This is a genomic window from Rhizobiales bacterium NRL2, assembly GCA_001664005.1.
Taxonomy (GTDB): domain Bacteria; phylum Pseudomonadota; class Alphaproteobacteria; order Minwuiales; family Minwuiaceae; genus Minwuia.
The window spans coordinates 1,806,402-1,822,322 of the sequence record CP016093.1; the positions used below are offsets into that span (position 1 = coordinate 1,806,402).

Annotated in this window: 20 protein-coding genes; 12 read left to right on the forward strand and 8 right to left on the reverse strand. The window is 67.5% G+C overall.

Going from position 1 to position 15,921, the window contains the following annotated elements; all coding sequences use genetic code 11:
* Nucleotides 1-7: 7 nt before the first annotated feature.
* Together TEF_08395 and TEF_08400 are read right to left on the reverse strand one after the other, a co-directional pair.
* Nucleotides 8-2,440 (reverse strand): DNA ligase-associated DEXH box helicase, encoded by a 2,433-nt coding sequence (locus TEF_08395; GenBank protein ANK83359.1) that lies wholly within the window; start codon nucleotides 2,438-2,440, stop codon nucleotides 8-10.
* 41 nt (nucleotides 2,441-2,481) lie between these two features.
* Entirely contained in the window at nucleotides 2,482-3,033 is a 552-nt protein-coding gene (locus TEF_08400) for a hypothetical protein (protein ID ANK83360.1), read from the reverse strand.
* A 201-nt stretch (nucleotides 3,034-3,234) separates the two neighbouring features.
* Between TEF_08400 and TEF_08405 the strand changes: the two genes are divergently transcribed.
* The 4 genes from TEF_08405 (at nucleotide 3,235) to TEF_08420 (ending at nucleotide 5,854) form a co-directional block, all read left to right on the forward strand.
* Nucleotides 3,235-4,131, forward strand: coding sequence for an RNA polymerase factor sigma-32 (locus TEF_08405; GenBank protein ANK80819.1), 897 nt, complete (start codon nucleotides 3,235-3,237; stop codon nucleotides 4,129-4,131).
* A 58-nt stretch (nucleotides 4,132-4,189) separates the two neighbouring features.
* On the forward strand, nucleotides 4,190-4,702 hold the full coding sequence (locus TEF_08410) for a thioredoxin peroxidase (GenBank protein ID ANK80820.1): 513 nt from the start codon (nucleotides 4,190-4,192) through the stop codon (nucleotides 4,700-4,702).
* A gap of 125 nt (nucleotides 4,703-4,827) precedes the next feature.
* Nucleotides 4,828-5,211, forward strand: a complete 384-nt coding sequence (locus tag TEF_08415; GenBank protein ANK80821.1) for a hypothetical protein — start codon at nucleotides 4,828-4,830, stop codon at nucleotides 5,209-5,211.
* Between the two features lie 211 nt (nucleotides 5,212-5,422).
* On the forward strand, nucleotides 5,423-5,854 hold the full coding sequence (locus TEF_08420) for a hypothetical protein (GenBank protein ANK83361.1): 432 nt from the start codon (nucleotides 5,423-5,425) through the stop codon (nucleotides 5,852-5,854).
* A gap of 14 nt (nucleotides 5,855-5,868) precedes the next feature.
* Here TEF_08420 and TEF_08425 read toward each other — a convergent pair whose 3' ends face one another.
* Complete coding sequence (locus TEF_08425) at nucleotides 5,869-7,017, reverse strand: ATPase (GenBank protein ID ANK80822.1); 1,149 nt, start codon at nucleotides 7,015-7,017, stop codon at nucleotides 5,869-5,871.
* Nucleotides 7,014-7,940, reverse strand: coding sequence for a pyrroloquinoline quinone biosynthesis protein PqqB (locus TEF_08430; GenBank protein ANK80823.1), 927 nt, complete (start codon nucleotides 7,938-7,940; stop codon nucleotides 7,014-7,016). Before TEF_08430 ends, TEF_08425 begins: the two co-directional genes overlap by 4 nt.
* A gap of 242 nt (nucleotides 7,941-8,182) precedes the next feature.
* On the opposite strand from TEF_08430, the gene TEF_08435 reads away from it, so the two are divergent.
* The 4 genes from TEF_08435 to TEF_08450 all read left to right on the forward strand — a co-directional run bounded on the left by TEF_08435 (nucleotide 8,183) and on the right by TEF_08450 (nucleotide 10,363).
* Complete coding sequence (locus TEF_08435; GenBank protein ANK83362.1) at nucleotides 8,183-9,178, forward strand: hypothetical protein; 996 nt, start codon at nucleotides 8,183-8,185, stop codon at nucleotides 9,176-9,178.
* Between the two features lie 90 nt (nucleotides 9,179-9,268).
* Nucleotides 9,269-9,496, forward strand: coding sequence for a hypothetical protein (locus tag TEF_08440; protein ID ANK83363.1), 228 nt, complete (start codon nucleotides 9,269-9,271; stop codon nucleotides 9,494-9,496).
* The gene (locus TEF_08445; GenBank protein ANK80824.1) at nucleotides 9,496-9,756 is read left to right on the forward strand and encodes a hypothetical protein; all 261 of its coding nucleotides are present in this window, start codon (nucleotides 9,496-9,498) and stop codon (nucleotides 9,754-9,756) included. Before TEF_08440 ends, TEF_08445 begins: the two co-directional genes overlap by 1 nt.
* Before the next feature lie 280 nt (nucleotides 9,757-10,036).
* Entirely contained in the window at nucleotides 10,037-10,363 is a 327-nt protein-coding gene (locus tag TEF_08450; protein ANK83364.1) for a hypothetical protein, read from the forward strand.
* Here TEF_08450 and TEF_08455 read toward each other — a convergent pair.
* Nucleotides 10,357-10,815, reverse strand: coding sequence for a hypothetical protein (locus TEF_08455; GenBank protein ANK80825.1), 459 nt, complete (start codon nucleotides 10,813-10,815; stop codon nucleotides 10,357-10,359). The two genes, TEF_08450 and TEF_08455, sit on opposite strands and share 7 nt — an antisense overlap.
* 7 nt (nucleotides 10,816-10,822) lie before the next feature.
* Nucleotides 10,823-11,101, reverse strand: coding sequence for a hypothetical protein (locus tag TEF_08460; GenBank protein ANK80826.1), 279 nt, complete (start codon nucleotides 11,099-11,101; stop codon nucleotides 10,823-10,825).
* 165 nt (nucleotides 11,102-11,266) lie between these two features.
* Here TEF_08460 and TEF_08465 point away from each other — a divergent pair, with 165 nt between their 5' ends.
* Nucleotides 11,267-11,845, forward strand: coding sequence for a hypothetical protein (locus TEF_08465; protein ANK80827.1), 579 nt, complete (start codon nucleotides 11,267-11,269; stop codon nucleotides 11,843-11,845).
* A gap of 8 nt (nucleotides 11,846-11,853) precedes the next feature.
* Nucleotides 11,854-12,354 carry a hypothetical protein gene (locus tag TEF_08470; protein ID ANK83365.1) on the forward strand — a complete coding sequence of 167 codons (501 nt, stop codon included), beginning with the start codon at nucleotides 11,854-11,856 and terminating at the stop codon, nucleotides 12,352-12,354.
* A gap of 18 nt (nucleotides 12,355-12,372) precedes the next feature.
* Here the strand turns inward: TEF_08470 and TEF_08475 are convergent, their stop codons facing one another.
* Together TEF_08475 and TEF_08480 are read right to left on the reverse strand one after the other, a co-directional pair.
* Nucleotides 12,373-12,705 carry a hypothetical protein gene (locus TEF_08475; GenBank protein ID ANK80828.1) on the reverse strand — a complete coding sequence of 111 codons (333 nt, stop codon included), beginning with the start codon at nucleotides 12,703-12,705 and terminating at the stop codon, nucleotides 12,373-12,375.
* Nucleotides 12,706-12,739: 34 nt separating this feature from the next.
* The gene (locus tag TEF_08480) at nucleotides 12,740-13,996 is read right to left on the reverse strand and encodes an MFS transporter (protein ANK80829.1); all 1,257 of its coding nucleotides are present in this window, start codon (nucleotides 13,994-13,996) and stop codon (nucleotides 12,740-12,742) included.
* 180 nt (nucleotides 13,997-14,176) lie between these two features.
* On the opposite strand from TEF_08480, the gene TEF_08485 reads away from it, so the two are divergent.
* Both TEF_08485 and TEF_08490 read left to right on the forward strand, forming a co-directional pair.
* A complete protein-coding gene (locus TEF_08485; GenBank protein ANK83366.1) occupies nucleotides 14,177-14,743 on the forward strand; it encodes a hypothetical protein in 567 nt (188 codons plus the stop codon).
* On the forward strand, nucleotides 14,740-15,837 hold the full coding sequence (locus tag TEF_08490) for a histone deacetylase (protein ID ANK80830.1): 1,098 nt from the start codon (nucleotides 14,740-14,742) through the stop codon (nucleotides 15,835-15,837). Before TEF_08485 ends, TEF_08490 begins: the two co-directional genes overlap by 4 nt.
* Nucleotides 15,838-15,921 lie beyond the last annotated feature (84 nt).

Here is a 15,921-nt window from a genome sequence, read left to right on the forward strand (position 1 = left end):
ACTCCCATCAGATCAGCAGGCTCGCCTCGGCCATCAGGTCGTCGGCGGCCTCGCGCACGAGGTCTTCCATGGCCTCGCCATAGACGGGTTCCTTGCCGATTTCCAGCATCACCGGGACGGCGAGCGGCGAGATGCGCTCCAGGCGTTTCACCCGGATATGACCGGCGACGCGGACCAGCATGTCGCCCAGACGCCGGATATCCAGCAGGCCCGTCGCCGCGTCGGCCCAGGTGGCGCGGAGCAGCACGTGGTCGGGCTCATGCTCGCGCAGGACGTCATAGATCAGGTCGGAGGAGACGGTCATCTGCCGCCCCGACTTCTCCTTGCCGGGGAAGCGCCGTTCGATCAGACCTGCGATGGTCGCGACGTTGCGGAAGGTCCGCTTCAGCAGCACCGATTCATTCAGCCAGCTTTCCAGGTCGTCGCCCAGCATGTCGCGGTCGAACAGCGCGTCCACGTCCTTCACGGGCCGGAGCGACCACACCGCCAGCGCATAGTCGGAGGCGACGAAGCCCATCGGCCGGAGCCGCATCCGCTCCATACGCCGGGTCAGCAGCATGCCCAGGGTCTGGTGCGCCAGCCGGCCCTCAAAGGGGTAGGCGACGAGGTAGAACTTGTCGGCCCGCGGGAAGATCTCGACCAGCAGTTCGTCCGGGCGCGGCAGGACCGAGCGCCGGTTCTGGATGCGGAGCCACTGCAGCGTCTGGTCGGAAAGGCCGGGATGCGCGCCCGGATCGGCCAGGATGCGGCGGACCTTTTCGGCGAGAAAGGTCGACAGCGGGAACTTGCCGCCCATGTAGCTCGGCACGCTCGCCTCCGCGCCCGGCGCGCGGGTGACGATGGCCGTGGTCTCGCGCACGGCCTCGAAGCGCAGCACCTCCCCGGCGAAGACGAAGGTGTCGCCCTGGGCGAGCTGCTCGATGAAATATTCCTCGATCTCGCCCAGTTGCCGGCCGCCGCACAGCCGCACCTTCAGCATTGGCGCCTCGACGATGGTGCCGACGTTCAGCCTGTACTGCTGGGCTATGCGGGGGTGGGCGACGCGCAGCCGTCCGTCGCCGGTCTCCCGCAGGCGGTTGTAGCGTTCGTAGCGCTTCAGCGCGTAGCCCCCGTTGGCGACGAAATCGACCACACGGTCGAAGGTGGCCCGGTCGAGACCGGCATAGGGTTCGGTGCGGATCACCTCGGCGTAGAGTCCGTCGGGACGGAAGGGCGCCCCGCAGGCCACACCGAGCACGTGCTGGGCCAGCACGTCGAGCCCGCCCTCGCGGCCGTCCGGCCCGTCCACCTCGCCGCTGCCCAGCGCCTCCAGCGCCGCGAGACATTCCATCTCCTCGAAGCGGTTGGCCGGTGCGAACAGGGCGCGGCTCGGGTCGTCGAGGCGGTGGTTGGCGCGGCCGATCCGCTGCAGCGTGCGCGCGGCGCCCTTCGGCGCGCCGATCTGGATGACGAGATCGACATCGCCCCAGTCGATACCGAGGTCGAGCGTCGAGGTGCAGACCACGGCGCGAAGCTGGCCGCGGGCCATGGCGGTCTCCACCTTGCGCCGGCGCTCCACGTCCAGGCTGCCATGGTGCAGCGCGATGGGCAGCGCCGCCTCGTTGGCGCGCCAGAGTTCCTGGAAGACGAGCTCCGCCTGGCTGCGGGTGTTGACGAAGATCAGCACCGTGCGCGCCGCCTGGATGGCGCGGTAGATGTCGGGGATGGCGTGGCGGGCGCTGTGGCCGGCCCAGGGAATGCGGCCTTCGGCGCGAAGAATGCCGACGTCCGGCTTCGGGCCGGGCGGTCCCCTGACCACCGTCGCCCCGGCGCCCGCCAGGCCGATGAAGCGGGCAAGGCGGTCCGGGTCGGCGATGGTCGCCGACAGCCCGACCCGGCGGTGTTCTGGCGCCAGGGCGGCCAGCCGCGCCAGCCCCAGTGCCAGCAGATCGCCGCGCTTGGAATCGGCGAAGGCGTGCAGTTCGTCGACGATGACGGTGCGGAGATGGCGGAAGATCTCCAGCGTCTCCCGGGAGGCCAGCATCAGCGCGAGCTGTTCCGGCGTCGTCAGCAGCAGGTTGGGCGGGTTGCGCCGCTGGCGGGCGCGCTTGGACTGCGGTGTGTCGCCGGTCCGGGTCTCCAGCGTCAGGCCGAGGCCCATCTCGCTCACCGGCATCTCCAGATTGCGCTGGATGTCGTAGGTCAGCGCCTTCAGCGGCGAGATGTAAAGCGTGTGCAGGCCCTGCTTCGGCTGCTCCGCCAGGTCGACGAGGCTGGGCAGGAAGCCGGCCAGCGTCTTGCCGCCGCCGGTGGGCGCGATCAGCAGCGCGTTCTCCCGCGCCCGCGAAAGCGCCAGCAGGCGCAACTGATGCGGCCGGGGCCGCCAGCCGCGCGCGGCGAACCAGTCCCCGAAAAGCGGGGGCAGAAGGTCGGTGTCGCTCAATCCGGTCGATACGCTCACATGGCGCACCCTACCCAATTCCGCGCCTCGATGTTCCTATTTTATTCGGGATTCTTGTAGTTGACGCAGATGCGTGCGGCGTCGTCGCTGTCCAGCGCTTCGCCGGTGACGCCGCAGCGGCCGACCTCGCCCTTGCCGCAGCCTTCGTTGGGGCTGAGATGGCGGCAGCAGGCGACGCAGACGCCGAACAGCGGCGCGTCGGCGTCGGCCTGTACGGCCGCCAGCAGACGGCTGAGACCCTGGACCATGGCGGCGCCGGTGGGACCGTCCATGGCGCCGACGGCCTGCTCGATCCGGCGCACCGGATCGCGGGTGATCAGAGCCTTGCCCTTCTCGGTCAGGTCGATCAGGCAGACGCGCTTGTCGCGGTTGCTGGGGCGGCGCTCCAGCAGGCCCTTGTTCTCCAGCGCCGTGATGGTCTGGGAAATGGTGCCCTTGGTGCAGCCGAGGAACTGCGCCACCGCGCCCGGCGTCCGCGAATACCTGTTCGCGCGGCTGAGGAAACGCAGCGCTTCCCATTGGGCGGGGTTGAGGCCGTCCACATACTGCAGTTCCCGCGTCAGACGGCTGAGGCGATCGATGAGTTCGGCCACACGCGGCCCGGGCCCGCCGGCCAACTCCGGGTCGGCCAAGTTTTCGTATGGTTTCGACTCGAAATTTTTCACTTGTGAGCCTGTCATCACCCGTTAACGTATCGAGGCGAAACCAAATGTCCAGCGCCGTCGGCGTATGGACGCCGCCCCGAAGGCCGCAGACATGGGTCGGCGGGGCGGTAAAGGGAACGGGAAAGCGCCATGATTCATGATGATTCGATCCATTCCGCACGGCAGGAGCAGCGGTTCATCTCGACAGCGATGTCGACGCCCCTTCTGTCACACGAACATGAACAGGATCTTGCCTTCCGCTGGCGCGACAATGGCGACGAGCGGGCGCTGCACGAACTGGTGCAGGCCTATATGCGCCTTGTCGTCTCCATAGCGTCGAAGTTCCGCGCCTACGGCCTGCCCCGCGCCGACATGGTGCAGGAAGGCTGCGTCGGCCTGATGCAGGCGGCCGCCCGGTTCGAGCCGGAACGGGGCGTGCGCTTTTCCACCTACGCCACCTGGTGGATCCGCTCCTCGATGCAGGAATACGTGCTGCGCAACTGGTCCATCGTCCGCTCCGGCACCAGCGCGGCGCAGAAGGCGCTGTTCTTCAACCTGCGCCGGCTGCGCGCCCAGATCGACGGCGCGGGCGCCACGGCGCTCTCCGAGGAAGCGCGGGAGACGATCTCCCAGCGCCTCAAAGTCTCGGTGCGCGAGGTGACGGCGATGTCCGACCGTCTGTCGTCGCGCGACCAGTCGCTGAATGCGCCGGCCGGCGAGGAAAGCACCGACGAGTGGGGCGATTTCCTGGTCGACGACCGGCCGAGCCCCGAAGAGGTCTCGATGCGCTTTCTGGACGGCGGCACGCGCGGCCGCTGGCTGAAGGCCGCACTGGACGACCTGACGGACCGCGAGCGTCTGATCGTCACGGAGCGCAAGCTCAATGAGGAGAAGGTGACCCTGGAGGAGCTGGGCGAACAGCTCGGCGTGACCAAGGAGCGGGTGCGCCAGATCGAGCACAAGGCGCTGCAGAAGCTGAGCGACGGGGTGTTGCGCCGCGCACGGGAGGCCGCCGGCGGCAAGGCGGGTGGCGAACTGGCCGCCTGATCCGACGTCCGCACGGACCAGTTTCGTGCCGACTGCAACGACCTATCGGGAGAGAGACGTGAATTCGAAGATTCCAGCGGGTGCAAGGTTTCCCGAAATCGACCTGCCGAAGGTCGGCGGCGGCAATGTGAAGATCGGCGGCGACGGACGGTGGCAGATGGCCATCGTCTATCGCGGCAAGCACTGCCCGCTCTGCAAGAAGTATCTGGGCGGTCTGGACGCCCTGAAGGACAAGATCAGGGATGCCGGCATCGAGGTCGTGGCGCTTTCCGCCGATACGGCGGAACAGGCCACGGACTTTGCGGCTGAGGTCGGCCTGGATGTGCCCGTGGGCTATGGCCTGAACGAGGCGCAGATGAAACAGCTCGGCCTCTACATCTCGTCCCCCCGGCCCAACGAGACCGATCACGATTTCCCCGAACCCGGGCTTTTCGTCATCAATCCGGACGGCAATGTCCAGGTGGTCGATATCTCGAACGCGCCGTTCGCCCGCCCGGATATCGACAGCCTGCTGAACGGCATCGCCTTCATTCAGGCGAAGGGCTATCCGATCCGCGGCACGGCCGGCTGAGTTCCGCGCGTTTGCCTGCCGCGGCGGGTCCAGGCGGCGTCCCGGCGCCGCCTATTCCCGGCTTTCGCTTTGCGCGGCCGGCGGGTAGTTCTACCCGCACGGGGCGAGGGAAAGCGGGAAGAACCATGGCCGACAGAAACGAACCCACCTTGCGGGCGGCGCCGATGCCGTCCGACTGCAATGCCAATGGCGACATCTTCGGCGGCTGGGTGCTGGCGCAGATGGACATTGCCGGCGGCATTGCCGCATCGCGTTTCATGCAGAAACGCTGCGTGACGCGCGCCATCGAGGCCATGACCTTCGAGGCCCCGATCCGGGTCGGCGACGTCGTCTCCCTCTACACCCGGGTGAGCCGCGCCGGCCGTACGTCGGTGACCGTGCATATCGACACCATCGTGCAGCGCAAGTTCGGCGCCGAATCCGTGAAGGTCACCGAAGGCGACTTCGTCTTCGTGGCCATCGACGATGAGGGCCGTCCCACCACTTACGGGCCGAATACCGGGATCTGAGGCGCAACCCTGTGTTGCAAGCGGGCCGGGCGCTTTTCGGTCGCCTGACGCCGGGTCAACTGTCATACTGAACGGGAAAAGCCAAGAAGAACGGGGCGCGACGGACGCCCCGACCGGTCCGCGCGGGAAGCGCGTGGCGACACAGGAACCAAGGCGCTTCCGGCGGATGGCCGGGCATCCGCGTGTCCCCCAGTGGATGGAGGATAGCGCCATGCTTGTTGCTTCGATGCTTCGGGCCAAGGGCAATACGATCGGCACCATCAGACCGGATGTCGACGTGATGGCGGTCTGCGCCAAGCTGAAGGAACTCAGGGTCGGCGCGCTGATCGTCAGCGAGGACGGCGAGAAGATTCAGGGCATCGTCTCGGAACGCGACGTCGTCCGCGCCGTTGCCGCCCAGGGCGCGGCCGCCCTGCAGCGCGGCGTGACCGAGATCATGACCGGCGATGTGGTGACCTGCGATCCGGGCGACAACATCGGCGACCTGATGCGGATGATGACCGAGAACCGCGTACGGCATCTGCCGGTCGTCAATCAGGGCCGGATGATCGGCCTCGTCTCCATCGGCGACGTGGTCAAGTACCGCGTCGACGAGCTGGAGCACGAGACGCAGGCCATGCAGGAGTACATCCAGACCGGCTGAGGCCGATTGCCTGGCTACGCCCTCAGCGCGTGAGGTTCGTGGAGATACTCCTGGCTCTGCATTTCCATCAGCCGGCTTGCGGTGCGGTGGAACTCGAAGCTGCCGTCGCCTGACGGATACAGCTCGTCCGGGGTCGCGCCGGCTGAACAGATCAGCTTGGTGCGATGTTCGTAGAGCGCGTCGATCAGGGTGACGAAACGCTTGGCCTCGTTGCGCTTCTCGCGCGTCATCTTCGGCACGTCGGCCAGGATCACCGTGTGGAACTCGGCCGCCAGCGCCAGGTAGTCGGCGGCGCCCAGCGGTTGCCCGCAGAAGTCGGGGAAGCCGATGAAGGCGACGCCCTTGGCCGCCCGCGGAACGGTCGTGCGGCGTCCCTGTACCTCGATCGTCGCCGGCGCCGGCTCCTCGCCCTCGGTCAGGGCCTGGAAGTCCTTTTCCAGCGCCGCATCCGCTTCCGGCCCCAGCGGCGTGACGTAGACCGGCATCTGGTTCAGGCGGTCCATGCGGTAGTCGGTCTGGCTGTCGAGATGCAGCACGTCCAGCTTCTGCTTCAGCAATTCGATGAACGGCAGGAAGAGCTGGCGGTTGAGCCCGTCCTTGTAGAGATCGTCGGGCGGCCGGTTGGAGGTCGAGACCACCACCACGCCCCGTTCGAACAGCGCCGTGAACAGCCGCCCCAGGATCATGGCGTCGGCCACGTCGCTGACCTGGAATTCGTCGAAGCAGAGCAGCGTGGCCTGGCCCGCCACCCGGTCGGCAATGGGTGGAATGGGGTCGGTCGCTTCCTTCTCGCCCTTCGTCTTCTGGCGGAAGGCGTGGGCGTCGGCATGCACCTCCAGCATGAACTGGTGGAAGTGGATGCGGCGTTTCCGTTCGACGGGCGCGGTATCGTAGAACAGGTCCATCAGCATCGACTTGCCACGGCCCACGCCGCCATACATGTACAGCCCGGACGGCACCTCGCCGCGCTTCTTCTTCGCGCCGAACTGGAACAGCTTGCGCAGTCCCGTGTCGGCCTTGGGATCATAGGTCTTCAACCGGTGATGCAGGGCCTGCAGCTTTTCCGCCGCCAGTTCCTGCGCCGTGTCATGGTTTATTTCCCCGGCCCGGACCAGGTTGCGGTAGCTGTGGATCGGGCCGTCGGGGGACAGATGCTCGCTCATGGGCGGACCGTCATGCCGTCATGAGCCACCTCCCAGCCCGCCGCCTCGATCTCGCGGCGCTCCGGCGCGTCGGCGCGGAGCACGGGATTGGTGTTGTTGAGATGGATGAAGATCCTGCGGCCGATGTTCAGGTCCCGGAAGGCGGCCATCGTGCCCTTGGGTCCGGAAATCGACATGTGGCCCATGCGCTGGCCCGTCTTCATGCCGACTCCCTGACGGATCATCTCGTCGTCGGTCCAGAGTGTCCCGTCGAAGAAGACCGCGTCGGCGCCTTCGAGACGACGGGCCAGGTCGTCGGTCATCCGCGCGCAGCCGGGAATGTAGTAGACCCGACGGCCGTCGCCATCGGCGATCTCCAGGCCCACCGTGTCCTCGTCCACGGTGCCGAAGTTGTCGCCCGCCGCACTGTCCTCCAGCCAGAGGGCTACCTTGCCCGGCACGGGGAAGACCGTGAGGCGCAGACCCATCGGCGTGCCGTCCCTTTCAGCCAGATCCACGCCCTCGCCCAGGCGGAAGGCCCGGCGGTCGACGAAATCGGGGTTGAGCACGTTGAAGACCGTGTTGGCGCGCAGCACCTCGTGGATGCGGCCCGTGGCGTAGAGCGCCAGCGGCTGGCTCTCGCGCAGGTTCAGCAGGCCAGCCACATGGTCGACATCGCCATTGGTGAGCACTGCGGCGCGGATCGGGCTGTCGCGCAGGCCATCCCGCGGATGCAGCGCAGGGTTGCGTTCGATCTGCTGGCGCAGGTCCGGCGAGGCGTTGAACAGGCAGAATCGCCGCCCGTCGGCGGAGACGGCGATCGAGGACTGGGTCTGCGCCACCAGCCCCGGCTCGCCGGCCCAAAAACCGCGGCAGTTATGGCAGTTGCAGTTCCACTGCGGAAAGCCGCCGCCGGCCGCCGCGCCGAGTACGAGTATCTCCATGCCGCCCCGTCGATCCCTCTGCCGCCGCTCCTCTGGCACGCCGCCCAACATCACGTGAAGCGGTGCTGCGGGCAAGGGGGCATGAGGGCCACGCGGCATCCGCGATTGACCTTTGCCCGGCCGTGCCCGAGATTCGCTGCATTGCGGAAAATCCTGAGCGGAGCGTCCTGTTGAACAGTTTTCCCGTCAAACCCGAGCTCGACTATGTCTTCGGCGACGCCCGTCCCGAAGGCGCCGCAACCATGGAGGTCGCGCCGGGCGTGCACTGGATCCGCATGGCGATCCCGATCCCGGGGCTGGACTACATCAATCTCTGGCTGCTGGAGGACGGCGATGGCTGGACCATCGTCGACACCGGCATCAAGAGCCGGGACATCACGGCCTGGTGGGAGGAGATATTCGAGACCAAGCTGGCCGGCAAGCCGGTGAAGCGGGTGATCTGCACCCACTTCCACACCGACCATGTCGGGCAGGCGGGCTGGCTGACCGACCGCTGGAACTGCATGCTGTGGATGTCTCTGGGCGAGTGGGCCTTCGGGCGCACCATGGCCCTGGACGTCGCCGAGCGCGTGCCGGAGGACGTTATCGACCACTACCGCCGCATCGGCTATTCGGAGGAAATGCTGGAGGCGTTGCGCGAGCGCGGATTCCATCGCGTCTCCAAGATGATGACGCCGATTCCGCGCGCGTTCCGGCGGCTGACCCACGAGCAGCGCTTCAAGATCGGCCCCAACACCTGGCGAGTCATCGTCGGCCGGGGCCATTCGCCCGAGCACGTGGCGCTGTTCTGCGAGAACCTGAACGTGCTGATCTCAGGCGACCAGGTCCTGCCGGCGATCACGCCGCATATCGGCGTCTACCCGGCGGAGCCCGACGCCAACCCGCTGGCGCTCTACCTGGAGACGCTGGACAATTTCCGCCCGCTGCCGGACGACGTGCTCGTCCTGCCGGCGCACGGCGATCCGTTCCGCAACCTGCATGCCCGCATCAACTATCTGCAGGATCATCACCGGGCCCGGCTGAAGGCGCTGTGGCACGCCGCGCCGGAATGGGCCTCGATCCGCGAGCTGCTGCCATACCTGTTCCGTCGCGAGCTGGGACCCGAAGACATGCCGCTCGCCTTCTCCGAGGCCATCAGCCATATCCACATGCTGATCGCCCGCGGCCGGATGGAGCGCCGGATGGGCGAGGACGGCGTCTACCGCTATCGCTCGGCCGGGCTGGACAAGGCCGCCTGAATTCCCTCGGCGCCGGGGCTGGCAAGGCCGGCGGCAGACCCCATATCTGAGGTCCGCGACAATCGATCACGGAGTATCCCGTTGCTTGAAATCGGCTTTTTCGGCTGGGCCGTCGTTGCCGGCATTCTGTTCGTGCTGCCGATCTGGCGCATCTGCGAGCGGGTGGGGCTGAATCCGGCAATCTCGCTGTTCGCTCTGATTCCGGTGGCCGGGCTGCCGATCGCCCTCGGCATGGTCGCGTTCAAGTCCTGGCCCAGCGGCGAGAGCCGGGTGCGCGGTCCGTTCAAGGAATTCGAACGCCTGCAGGGTGAGCGCTGATGGAACATCTCTGGCCCGGCTCTCCGCTGGTCTTCCTGCTCGCCTGGTTCGGCTGGCGCATCGCCGCCAAGGCCGGCTATTCGGGCTTCTGGGGCCTGACGGCGCTGTTTCCGCCGCTCGGGCTGCTGATGCTCTGGATTCTCGCCGCCTCGAAGGACTGGCCCAAGGCCGCGAAGCCTGGTGGCCGGGGCGAGGGGGCGCGGACCCGGGATGGCGGGATCACCATCCGCCGGCCCGGCTCCGAGATCAAGGAACGCTAGCTCGTTCCAAAGTCTGTTTGAACCGACTGCTCTACCGGCGGGGTTCCGAGTTCGGGACGGGCGTCCGATGGATCGCCTTGTCGGCGCTTTCCTCGGCCGGCGAGTCCTTCTCGCCTCCCTGCTTCTCGCGGATTTTCCGGTTGGCCTCCGGGGCCTCCTCGCGTCTGGAATCGCCGTCGCTCATCGCCATGTACCTCACTGTCAGCGTTTGGAGTGATCGTCGATGACCGACAGGTCGGAACCTGCGCGCCGGTCCGCAAGGGCGGCGCGCGATGCGGACATGGCGCGGGTCGAGCGCCTGGCGCGTCTGCTGGATTCGGAGTTCCGCGTGCCAGGCACGGGCTTGCGGTTCGGCCTGGACGGTCTGCTCGGCCTGCTGCCCGGCGTGGGCGACACGGCGACACTGCTGATGGCGCTCTACCTGGTGGCCGAGGCGCGGCGGCTCGGCGCGTCCTTCGCGACTGTCCTGCGGATGCTGTTCAATGTCGTGCTGGACTGGCTGGTCGGACTGATTCCGTTCGTCGGCGACATCTTCGACTTCGGCTTCAAGTGCAACCGCCGCAATGTCGACCTGCTGCGCCGCGATCTGCGGCGCCGGCGCTACTGATCGTCCTTCGAGATCATGCCGCTGACCACGCCGACGGCGAGCGCGCCGGCCAGCAGGGCAAGCGGCGGCACGCCGGTGGCCTGGATGCCGCCCACCAGCTTCAGCAGGTCGGCGTTGACGGTGGCGCGGGCGGCTTCGGCCCGGGCCTTCGCCTGCAGCGCCTTCCGGCGGTTCACGAAATACATGGCCAGCCCCAGCGACAGGCAGGCGACGCCGGCCAGCCCCGCCGCCACGATGGCCGCAGCCGAAAGCGGCGACACATGGGCGGTAAGATGAACATACAGGCCCACACCGAGGAACATCAGCGCCGCGAAGCCGAGCAGCGCGGCGAACAGCCCGACGCCGGAGCGGATGGCCGCGCCACGCGCCCTGACCTGGACCCGGTTGCCCTCGGCCTCCAGCAGCTTCTGGAGATCGCCCAGCAGTTCGGGCGGCAGGAACTGACTCAGCATCGGGAGATCAGCGGCTGAGCATCCGGCCCAGCACCATGCCGACGCCGAAGGCGATGCCGAGCGACATCAGCGGTTTCTCCTGCACCTGGCCGTTGACCCAGTCATGGCCCTCATGGACCTTCTGTTCGCCGTAGCGGCGGGCGTCGGCATAGGTGCGCTGCGCGGAATTCCGCGCCTGATCCTTCATCTGGCCCGTGAGCGCGGCCATGTCGGCGCGCATCTGATCCAGGTCGGCTTTCAGATCCTCGACGGTGACTTCGTTGTTCGCACTGCTTCGCGTGGCCATGGGATTTCCCTTCTTCTTTACCGTTGAACAGACCCTGACCGTCATATGGGTAAGATCATGCGCTTCGCAAACCGACGGCGTTGGTTCAATACGGCCGGGGATTGCTCTAGGTTGCGCCGAACGCCGGGGAGGATTCACAGGATGATGTTTGGCTGCCGAACCGCCATGGCGCTGTCGCTGCTTGCGGTGGCCATCCCCCAGGGCTCTGCCGTGGCGCAGCGTCTCGCGGGCGAGATGAAGGCTGAAGTGGTGCGTGAAGCGGCGCTGCCCGAGCGGCTCCACGTCCGCCTGGACCGTCAGGTCGACGGCGCCGAGAAGGTGCGGGCGATCTTCCACGATGTCCTCGTCGGCCTCGGCTATCGCATCGACGCCGCCTCCGACTACGAACTTCTGGTGCGCTGGGACGGCCGGCTGGAGGGTGGGGGCTTCAAGTCGCGCTTCCAGCCGGAGGCGAAAGGCGGCAGCAGTTCCGACACCTCGCTGGGGCTCAGCATTCTGCTGAGCCGGCCGTCGGCCGGCGACGGCGAGGAAACCTTTACTGTGGGCTGCCTGCTCAGCGATGCGGACGGACCGGTCTGGAAGGCCAAGATCGTGGCGGTCTCGGCGGATCGGGACCGGGAGCGTATCGTACGTATCCTGGCCGAGCGTCTGATCGAGAGGATGGGGAAGGCGGTGGAGACGACCGCATTCGACACGACGAAGCCGGACCAGGGCCGGCCCGGATTGATGGAGAGCGAAGAGTGAGCGAACTGATGGACGAACTCTGGCGCGCGGGGGAGCGCGCCGGAGAGCTGCTGAAACAGCGCGGTGAAAAGGTCGCCGTGGTGGAAAGCTCGGCCGGCGGACTGATCTCGGCGGCCCTGCTGCGCGTGCCGGGCGCTTCCGGCTACTACGAGGGCGGCGCGGTGATCTACACCCGCACCTCGATCCGTGAGGTCGCCGGCCTGGACATGAAGAAGCTGTGGAAGGAGCAGGGCATCCGCTCCAGCTCCGAACCCTTCGCGCAGCTGCTCTCGGAACGCATCCGGGAAACTCACGAGACCGTCTGGGGTCTGGGCGAGACCGGCGCTGCCGGGCCCGGCAACGGCTATGGCGATCCGGCCGGCCACAGCTGTCAGGCCGTGGCGGGTCCGGACCCGATCGTCACCACGCTCCGCACAGGCAAGGAAGACCGCGGCGAGAACATGGTGCTCTTCGCGATCAATGCGCTGAACCTGCTGTCCGCCCAGCTCGAGAAGCCCGTGACTACGTGACGAGACGGGCGTGCCTGGTCAAAGTCCCGTCGTCTCGCTCACCACGTAGCGCTTCACGTCGCGGCTGAGGATTTCGAGGCTGCCCAGCTTGGCGCGGAATTCCTTCATGTGCGGGGCGTCGAAGTGGGCCTTCAGCGCGTCGTCGCTCTCCCATTCCTCGAAGACGCGGAACGTCGTCGGGCTCTCGATCGACTGGAAGAACGCATAGGTGATACAGCCCTTCTCGCCGCGGGTGTCCTCGGCCATCTCGGCCATGGCGGCCCTGGCGGTCTCGACGCTGGCATGGCCCAGTTCGAAAGTGCCGCTGACGACGATCATGATGCTGCCTCCCTGATGTTTCCGGGAGAGCATAGCGGACTGATTGTCCCTGTCAGCCCGCCAGCCTCTACGCGGTCACCGGCCCGGAGCGGCGGCGGTTGAGCAGCAGCCAGAGCGCCACCGACATGTTGACCAGGTTGAACAGGATGCCGTTCAGGAACGCGACCTGGTAGGAGCCGGTGAGATCGTGGATCTCGCCTGACATCCAGCCGCCGATGGCCATGCCGACGACCGTCGCCATCAGCACCAGGCTGACCCGGGTGCCCGCTTCCGAGGGCCGGAAATAGTCGCGCACGATCAGCGCGTAGCTGGGCACGATGCCGCCCTGGCTGAGGCCGAACAGCGCCGAGACGAGGTAGAGCGAGGCCAGACCGTCGAAGGGCAGGTAGAACATCAGCGCCAGGCACTGCAGCGTCGAGCCGAGCAGCAGCGTACCCAGCCCGCCGATGCGGTCGGCGATGAGCCCGGAGATCAGCCGGCTGACGACGCCGAAGCCCAGCATCAGCGACAGCATCTCCGCGCCGCGCGCCGCGCCGTAACCCAGGTCGGCGCAATAGGCGACAATGTGGACCTGGGGCATGGACATGGCGATGCAGCAGCTCAGCCCCGCCGCGACCAGCAGGATCTGCAGCGCTCGGGGACTGAGGCCGGCTTGCTCGGGCCGGGCCACGGGGCCGGCTCCGCCTGTCGCGGCGTTGGCCTGAAGGTCGTCGGCGTCGAGCGGCGCGCGGCGGCGCATCAGCAGGCTGAGCGGCAGCATGGTGACGAAACAGACGGCGCCGACCATCATGTGCGCCTCCCGCCAGCCGAACTCGGCCATGGCCCAGCTCAGCACCGGCGGCCAGACCGTCCCGGCCAGATAGTTACCGCTGGCCACGATGGCGACGGCCAGGCCGCGCCGGCGGCGGAACCAGAAGGTGATGTCGGCGACCAGCGGCCCGAAGGTGGCGGAACTGCCCAGCATGCCGATGATCAGCGCCTGGGCGGCGATGAACTGCCAGATCGACTGGGCCTGGGAGGCTGCGAAGTAGCCGATGCCCAGCATGACGCCGGCGATCATCAGCGGGCGCTGGATGCCGTGGCGGTCGGCGATCCGGCCCATCAGCACGCCGCCCACGGCGAAGCCGGCCATGGTCGCCATGTAGGGCAGGGAGGCGCCGCCCCGGTCGACGCCGAAGGCCGCCTCGACTGTCGGCAGGGCGATCACCACCGACCAGAGACCGACGCCGCCGATGGTGGCGAAGGTCATCGACAGCGCCAGCCGCCACCACGCATAGGGGCTGTCGGCCCTGTCCGCGCCTTCCAGAACGAATCCCCTCGCCATGACCCTTGATCCTCCCCCGAAGCCCGTTACGTCAGGATGCGCGCGACCGCAAGCAGAGAGACGCGGCCGCATGCAAAACCGCATGCCCATTTGTCGGTCGATGCGGCGTTTGCCCGGGGCCTGGTGTTCGGGCCGGGCGCGATCCTGCTGCATCTGCTGTCAACGGAATGGCGCAACTCGATGGAGAGAGATATCCGGATACGCGACGCCAGGAGGGAAGACGTCGACGCGATCATGATTCTGCTCGTGCGCCTCGACGCGCACGTGGCCGGCGTCCCGGCCGACGAGCTGGCTCTGAGCGAGTCGGGCGAGGCGCATCTCCGCCGCAACACGCAACGCTTCCTGGACGCCGATGACAGACGCCTCGTCGTGGCCGAGGCGCCCGACGGGACGGTGGTCGGCATGGGCAGCATCGAGATCTGGTATTATGAAAATACCTGGCTGAACCCCGAACGGCGTGACCTCAGGGCCGCCAACATCGACGATTTCTGGGTCGAGCCGGACTGGCGCGGTCATGGCATCGCACGCCGGATTGTCGCACGATTGCTGTCCTTCGCCGCTGAATCGGAGGTCGAGGAACTCGTGCTCGAATACGCCCTGCACAATACAGAGGCCGCCAGTTTCTGGGAGCGGCTGGGCTTCCGGCCCTCGGGCGTCCGGGCCGCGGCGCGCCTCTCGGAGGTGTTGCCGAAGCTCCCGGCGCCGGAGGAAACCGGGCGCCGGCGGAAGAAGAAGGAAAAGAAATGAGCAGATGCAGGGACGTGCTTGTCCTCTACGACGACCGCATGCTTGCCCACAAGCCGCAGCTCCACGATCCCTTCCTTCCGGGCCGGCTGGAGAAGCGGGTGCGCGAGATCCTGGCCGGGCTCGACATGAAATGGAGCTATCCGGAGCATCCCGGTCGGCTGACCGTCATTCGCGACCTGCTCCAGGCGGAACCGATCGAGGGGCTGCGGTTCGCCGACGGCGCCGTGGCGACGCGTGAGCAGATCGGCCGCGTCCACACCGCCGGCTATCTCGACCACATCTTCGCCATGCGCGGCGGCAGCGCCTGGCTCGACGTCGACACGACCGCCGTCTCCCGGGGCAGCGTGGAGGCGGCGGAAGTTGCGGCCGGCACGGCGGTCGCGGCGGTCGAAGCCGTCGTTTCGGGCCAGGCCGAGAACGCCTTCGCGCTCATCCGGCCGCCGGGCCATCACGCCGAACCGGGCCGCGCACGCGGTTTCTGCCTCTTCAACAACATCGCGATCGCGGCGGCCCATGCGCGGGCGCAACTGGGTTGTTCGCGCGTCATGATCGTCGATTGGGATGCCCACCACGGCAACGGGACCCAGGACATCTTCTGGGCCGATCCGGACGTGCTGTTCTTCGATATCCACCGCGCTGCGCCGTACTATCCGGGATCGGGCCTGCTGGAAGATGTCGGAGCCGGCCTGGGTGAAGGAACGACGGTCAACGTGCCGATGCCCGACGGCGCCGGCGACGTCGCTTATGTCAAGGCGTTCCGCGAGATCCTCGTGCCGGCCGCGGACTGGTTCAAGCCGGACCTGCTGCTGGTTTCCGCCGGAATCGACCCGCACCGTTTGGACCTGGCGCTCAATCTCGGCTACGAGGGGTTTGCCGCCATGACCGGGATCCTGCAAGAGGTGGCCGACCGTCATTGCGGCGGTCGCCTCGCGATGGTTCTGGAGGGCGGCTATCACCTGGAAGCGCTCGCGCGCGGCGTCCACACGGTCCTCAAGGTGATGGCCGGGGCCAGTCCCGACGAGGTCAGCGAATGCGGCGTGGCCGAGGCCGTGGCCGCCGCCGCGTTCCACCGCGACGCCTTCACCGAGAACTGAAGCGCCGTCGTTGCCGCGGAATGCGCGACCGCAGGCGAAGTCGCATGCCCCATGCGTCAGGCGATGTGGCGCTCGCCCGTGACT

Bases quoted from the DNA above. Each gene is read 5' to 3' on its own strand.
- TEF_08470 (ANK83365.1), top strand. From the start codon at position 11,854: ATGGACGAACTCTGGCGCGCGGGGGAGCGCGCCGGAGAGCTGCTGAAA.
- TEF_08420 (ANK83361.1), top strand. From the start codon at position 5,423: ATGCTTGTTGCTTCGATGCTTCGGGCCAAGGGCAATACGATCGGCACC.
- TEF_08430 (ANK80823.1), bottom strand. From the start codon at position 7,940: ATGGAGATACTCGTACTCGGCGCGGCGGCCGGCGGCGGCTTTCCGCAG.
- TEF_08425 (ANK80822.1), bottom strand. From the start codon at position 7,017: ATGAGCGAGCATCTGTCCCCCGACGGCCCGATCCACAGCTACCGCAAC.
- TEF_08485 (ANK83366.1), top strand. From the start codon at position 14,177: ATGGAGAGAGATATCCGGATACGCGACGCCAGGAGGGAAGACGTCGAC.
- TEF_08405 (ANK80819.1), top strand. From the start codon at position 3,235: ATGATTCATGATGATTCGATCCATTCCGCACGGCAGGAGCAGCGGTTC.
- TEF_08450 (ANK83364.1), top strand. From the start codon at position 10,037: ATGGCGCGGGTCGAGCGCCTGGCGCGTCTGCTGGATTCGGAGTTCCGC.
- TEF_08465 (ANK80827.1), top strand. From the start codon at position 11,267: ATGGCGCTGTCGCTGCTTGCGGTGGCCATCCCCCAGGGCTCTGCCGTG.
- TEF_08455 (ANK80825.1), bottom strand. From the start codon at position 10,815: ATGCTGAGTCAGTTCCTGCCGCCCGAACTGCTGGGCGATCTCCAGAAG.
- TEF_08460 (ANK80826.1), bottom strand. From the start codon at position 11,101: ATGGCCACGCGAAGCAGTGCGAACAACGAAGTCACCGTCGAGGATCTG.
- TEF_08490 (ANK80830.1), top strand. From the start codon at position 14,740: ATGAGCAGATGCAGGGACGTGCTTGTCCTCTACGACGACCGCATGCTT.
- TEF_08435 (ANK83362.1), top strand. From the start codon at position 8,183: ATGGAGGTCGCGCCGGGCGTGCACTGGATCCGCATGGCGATCCCGATC.
- TEF_08415 (ANK80821.1), top strand. From the start codon at position 4,828: ATGGCCGACAGAAACGAACCCACCTTGCGGGCGGCGCCGATGCCGTCC.
- TEF_08475 (ANK80828.1), bottom strand. From the start codon at position 12,705: ATGCTCTCCCGGAAACATCAGGGAGGCAGCATCATGATCGTCGTCAGC.
- TEF_08480 (ANK80829.1), bottom strand. From the start codon at position 13,996: ATGGCGAGGGGATTCGTTCTGGAAGGCGCGGACAGGGCCGACAGCCCC.
- TEF_08445 (ANK80824.1), top strand. From the start codon at position 9,496: ATGGAACATCTCTGGCCCGGCTCTCCGCTGGTCTTCCTGCTCGCCTGG.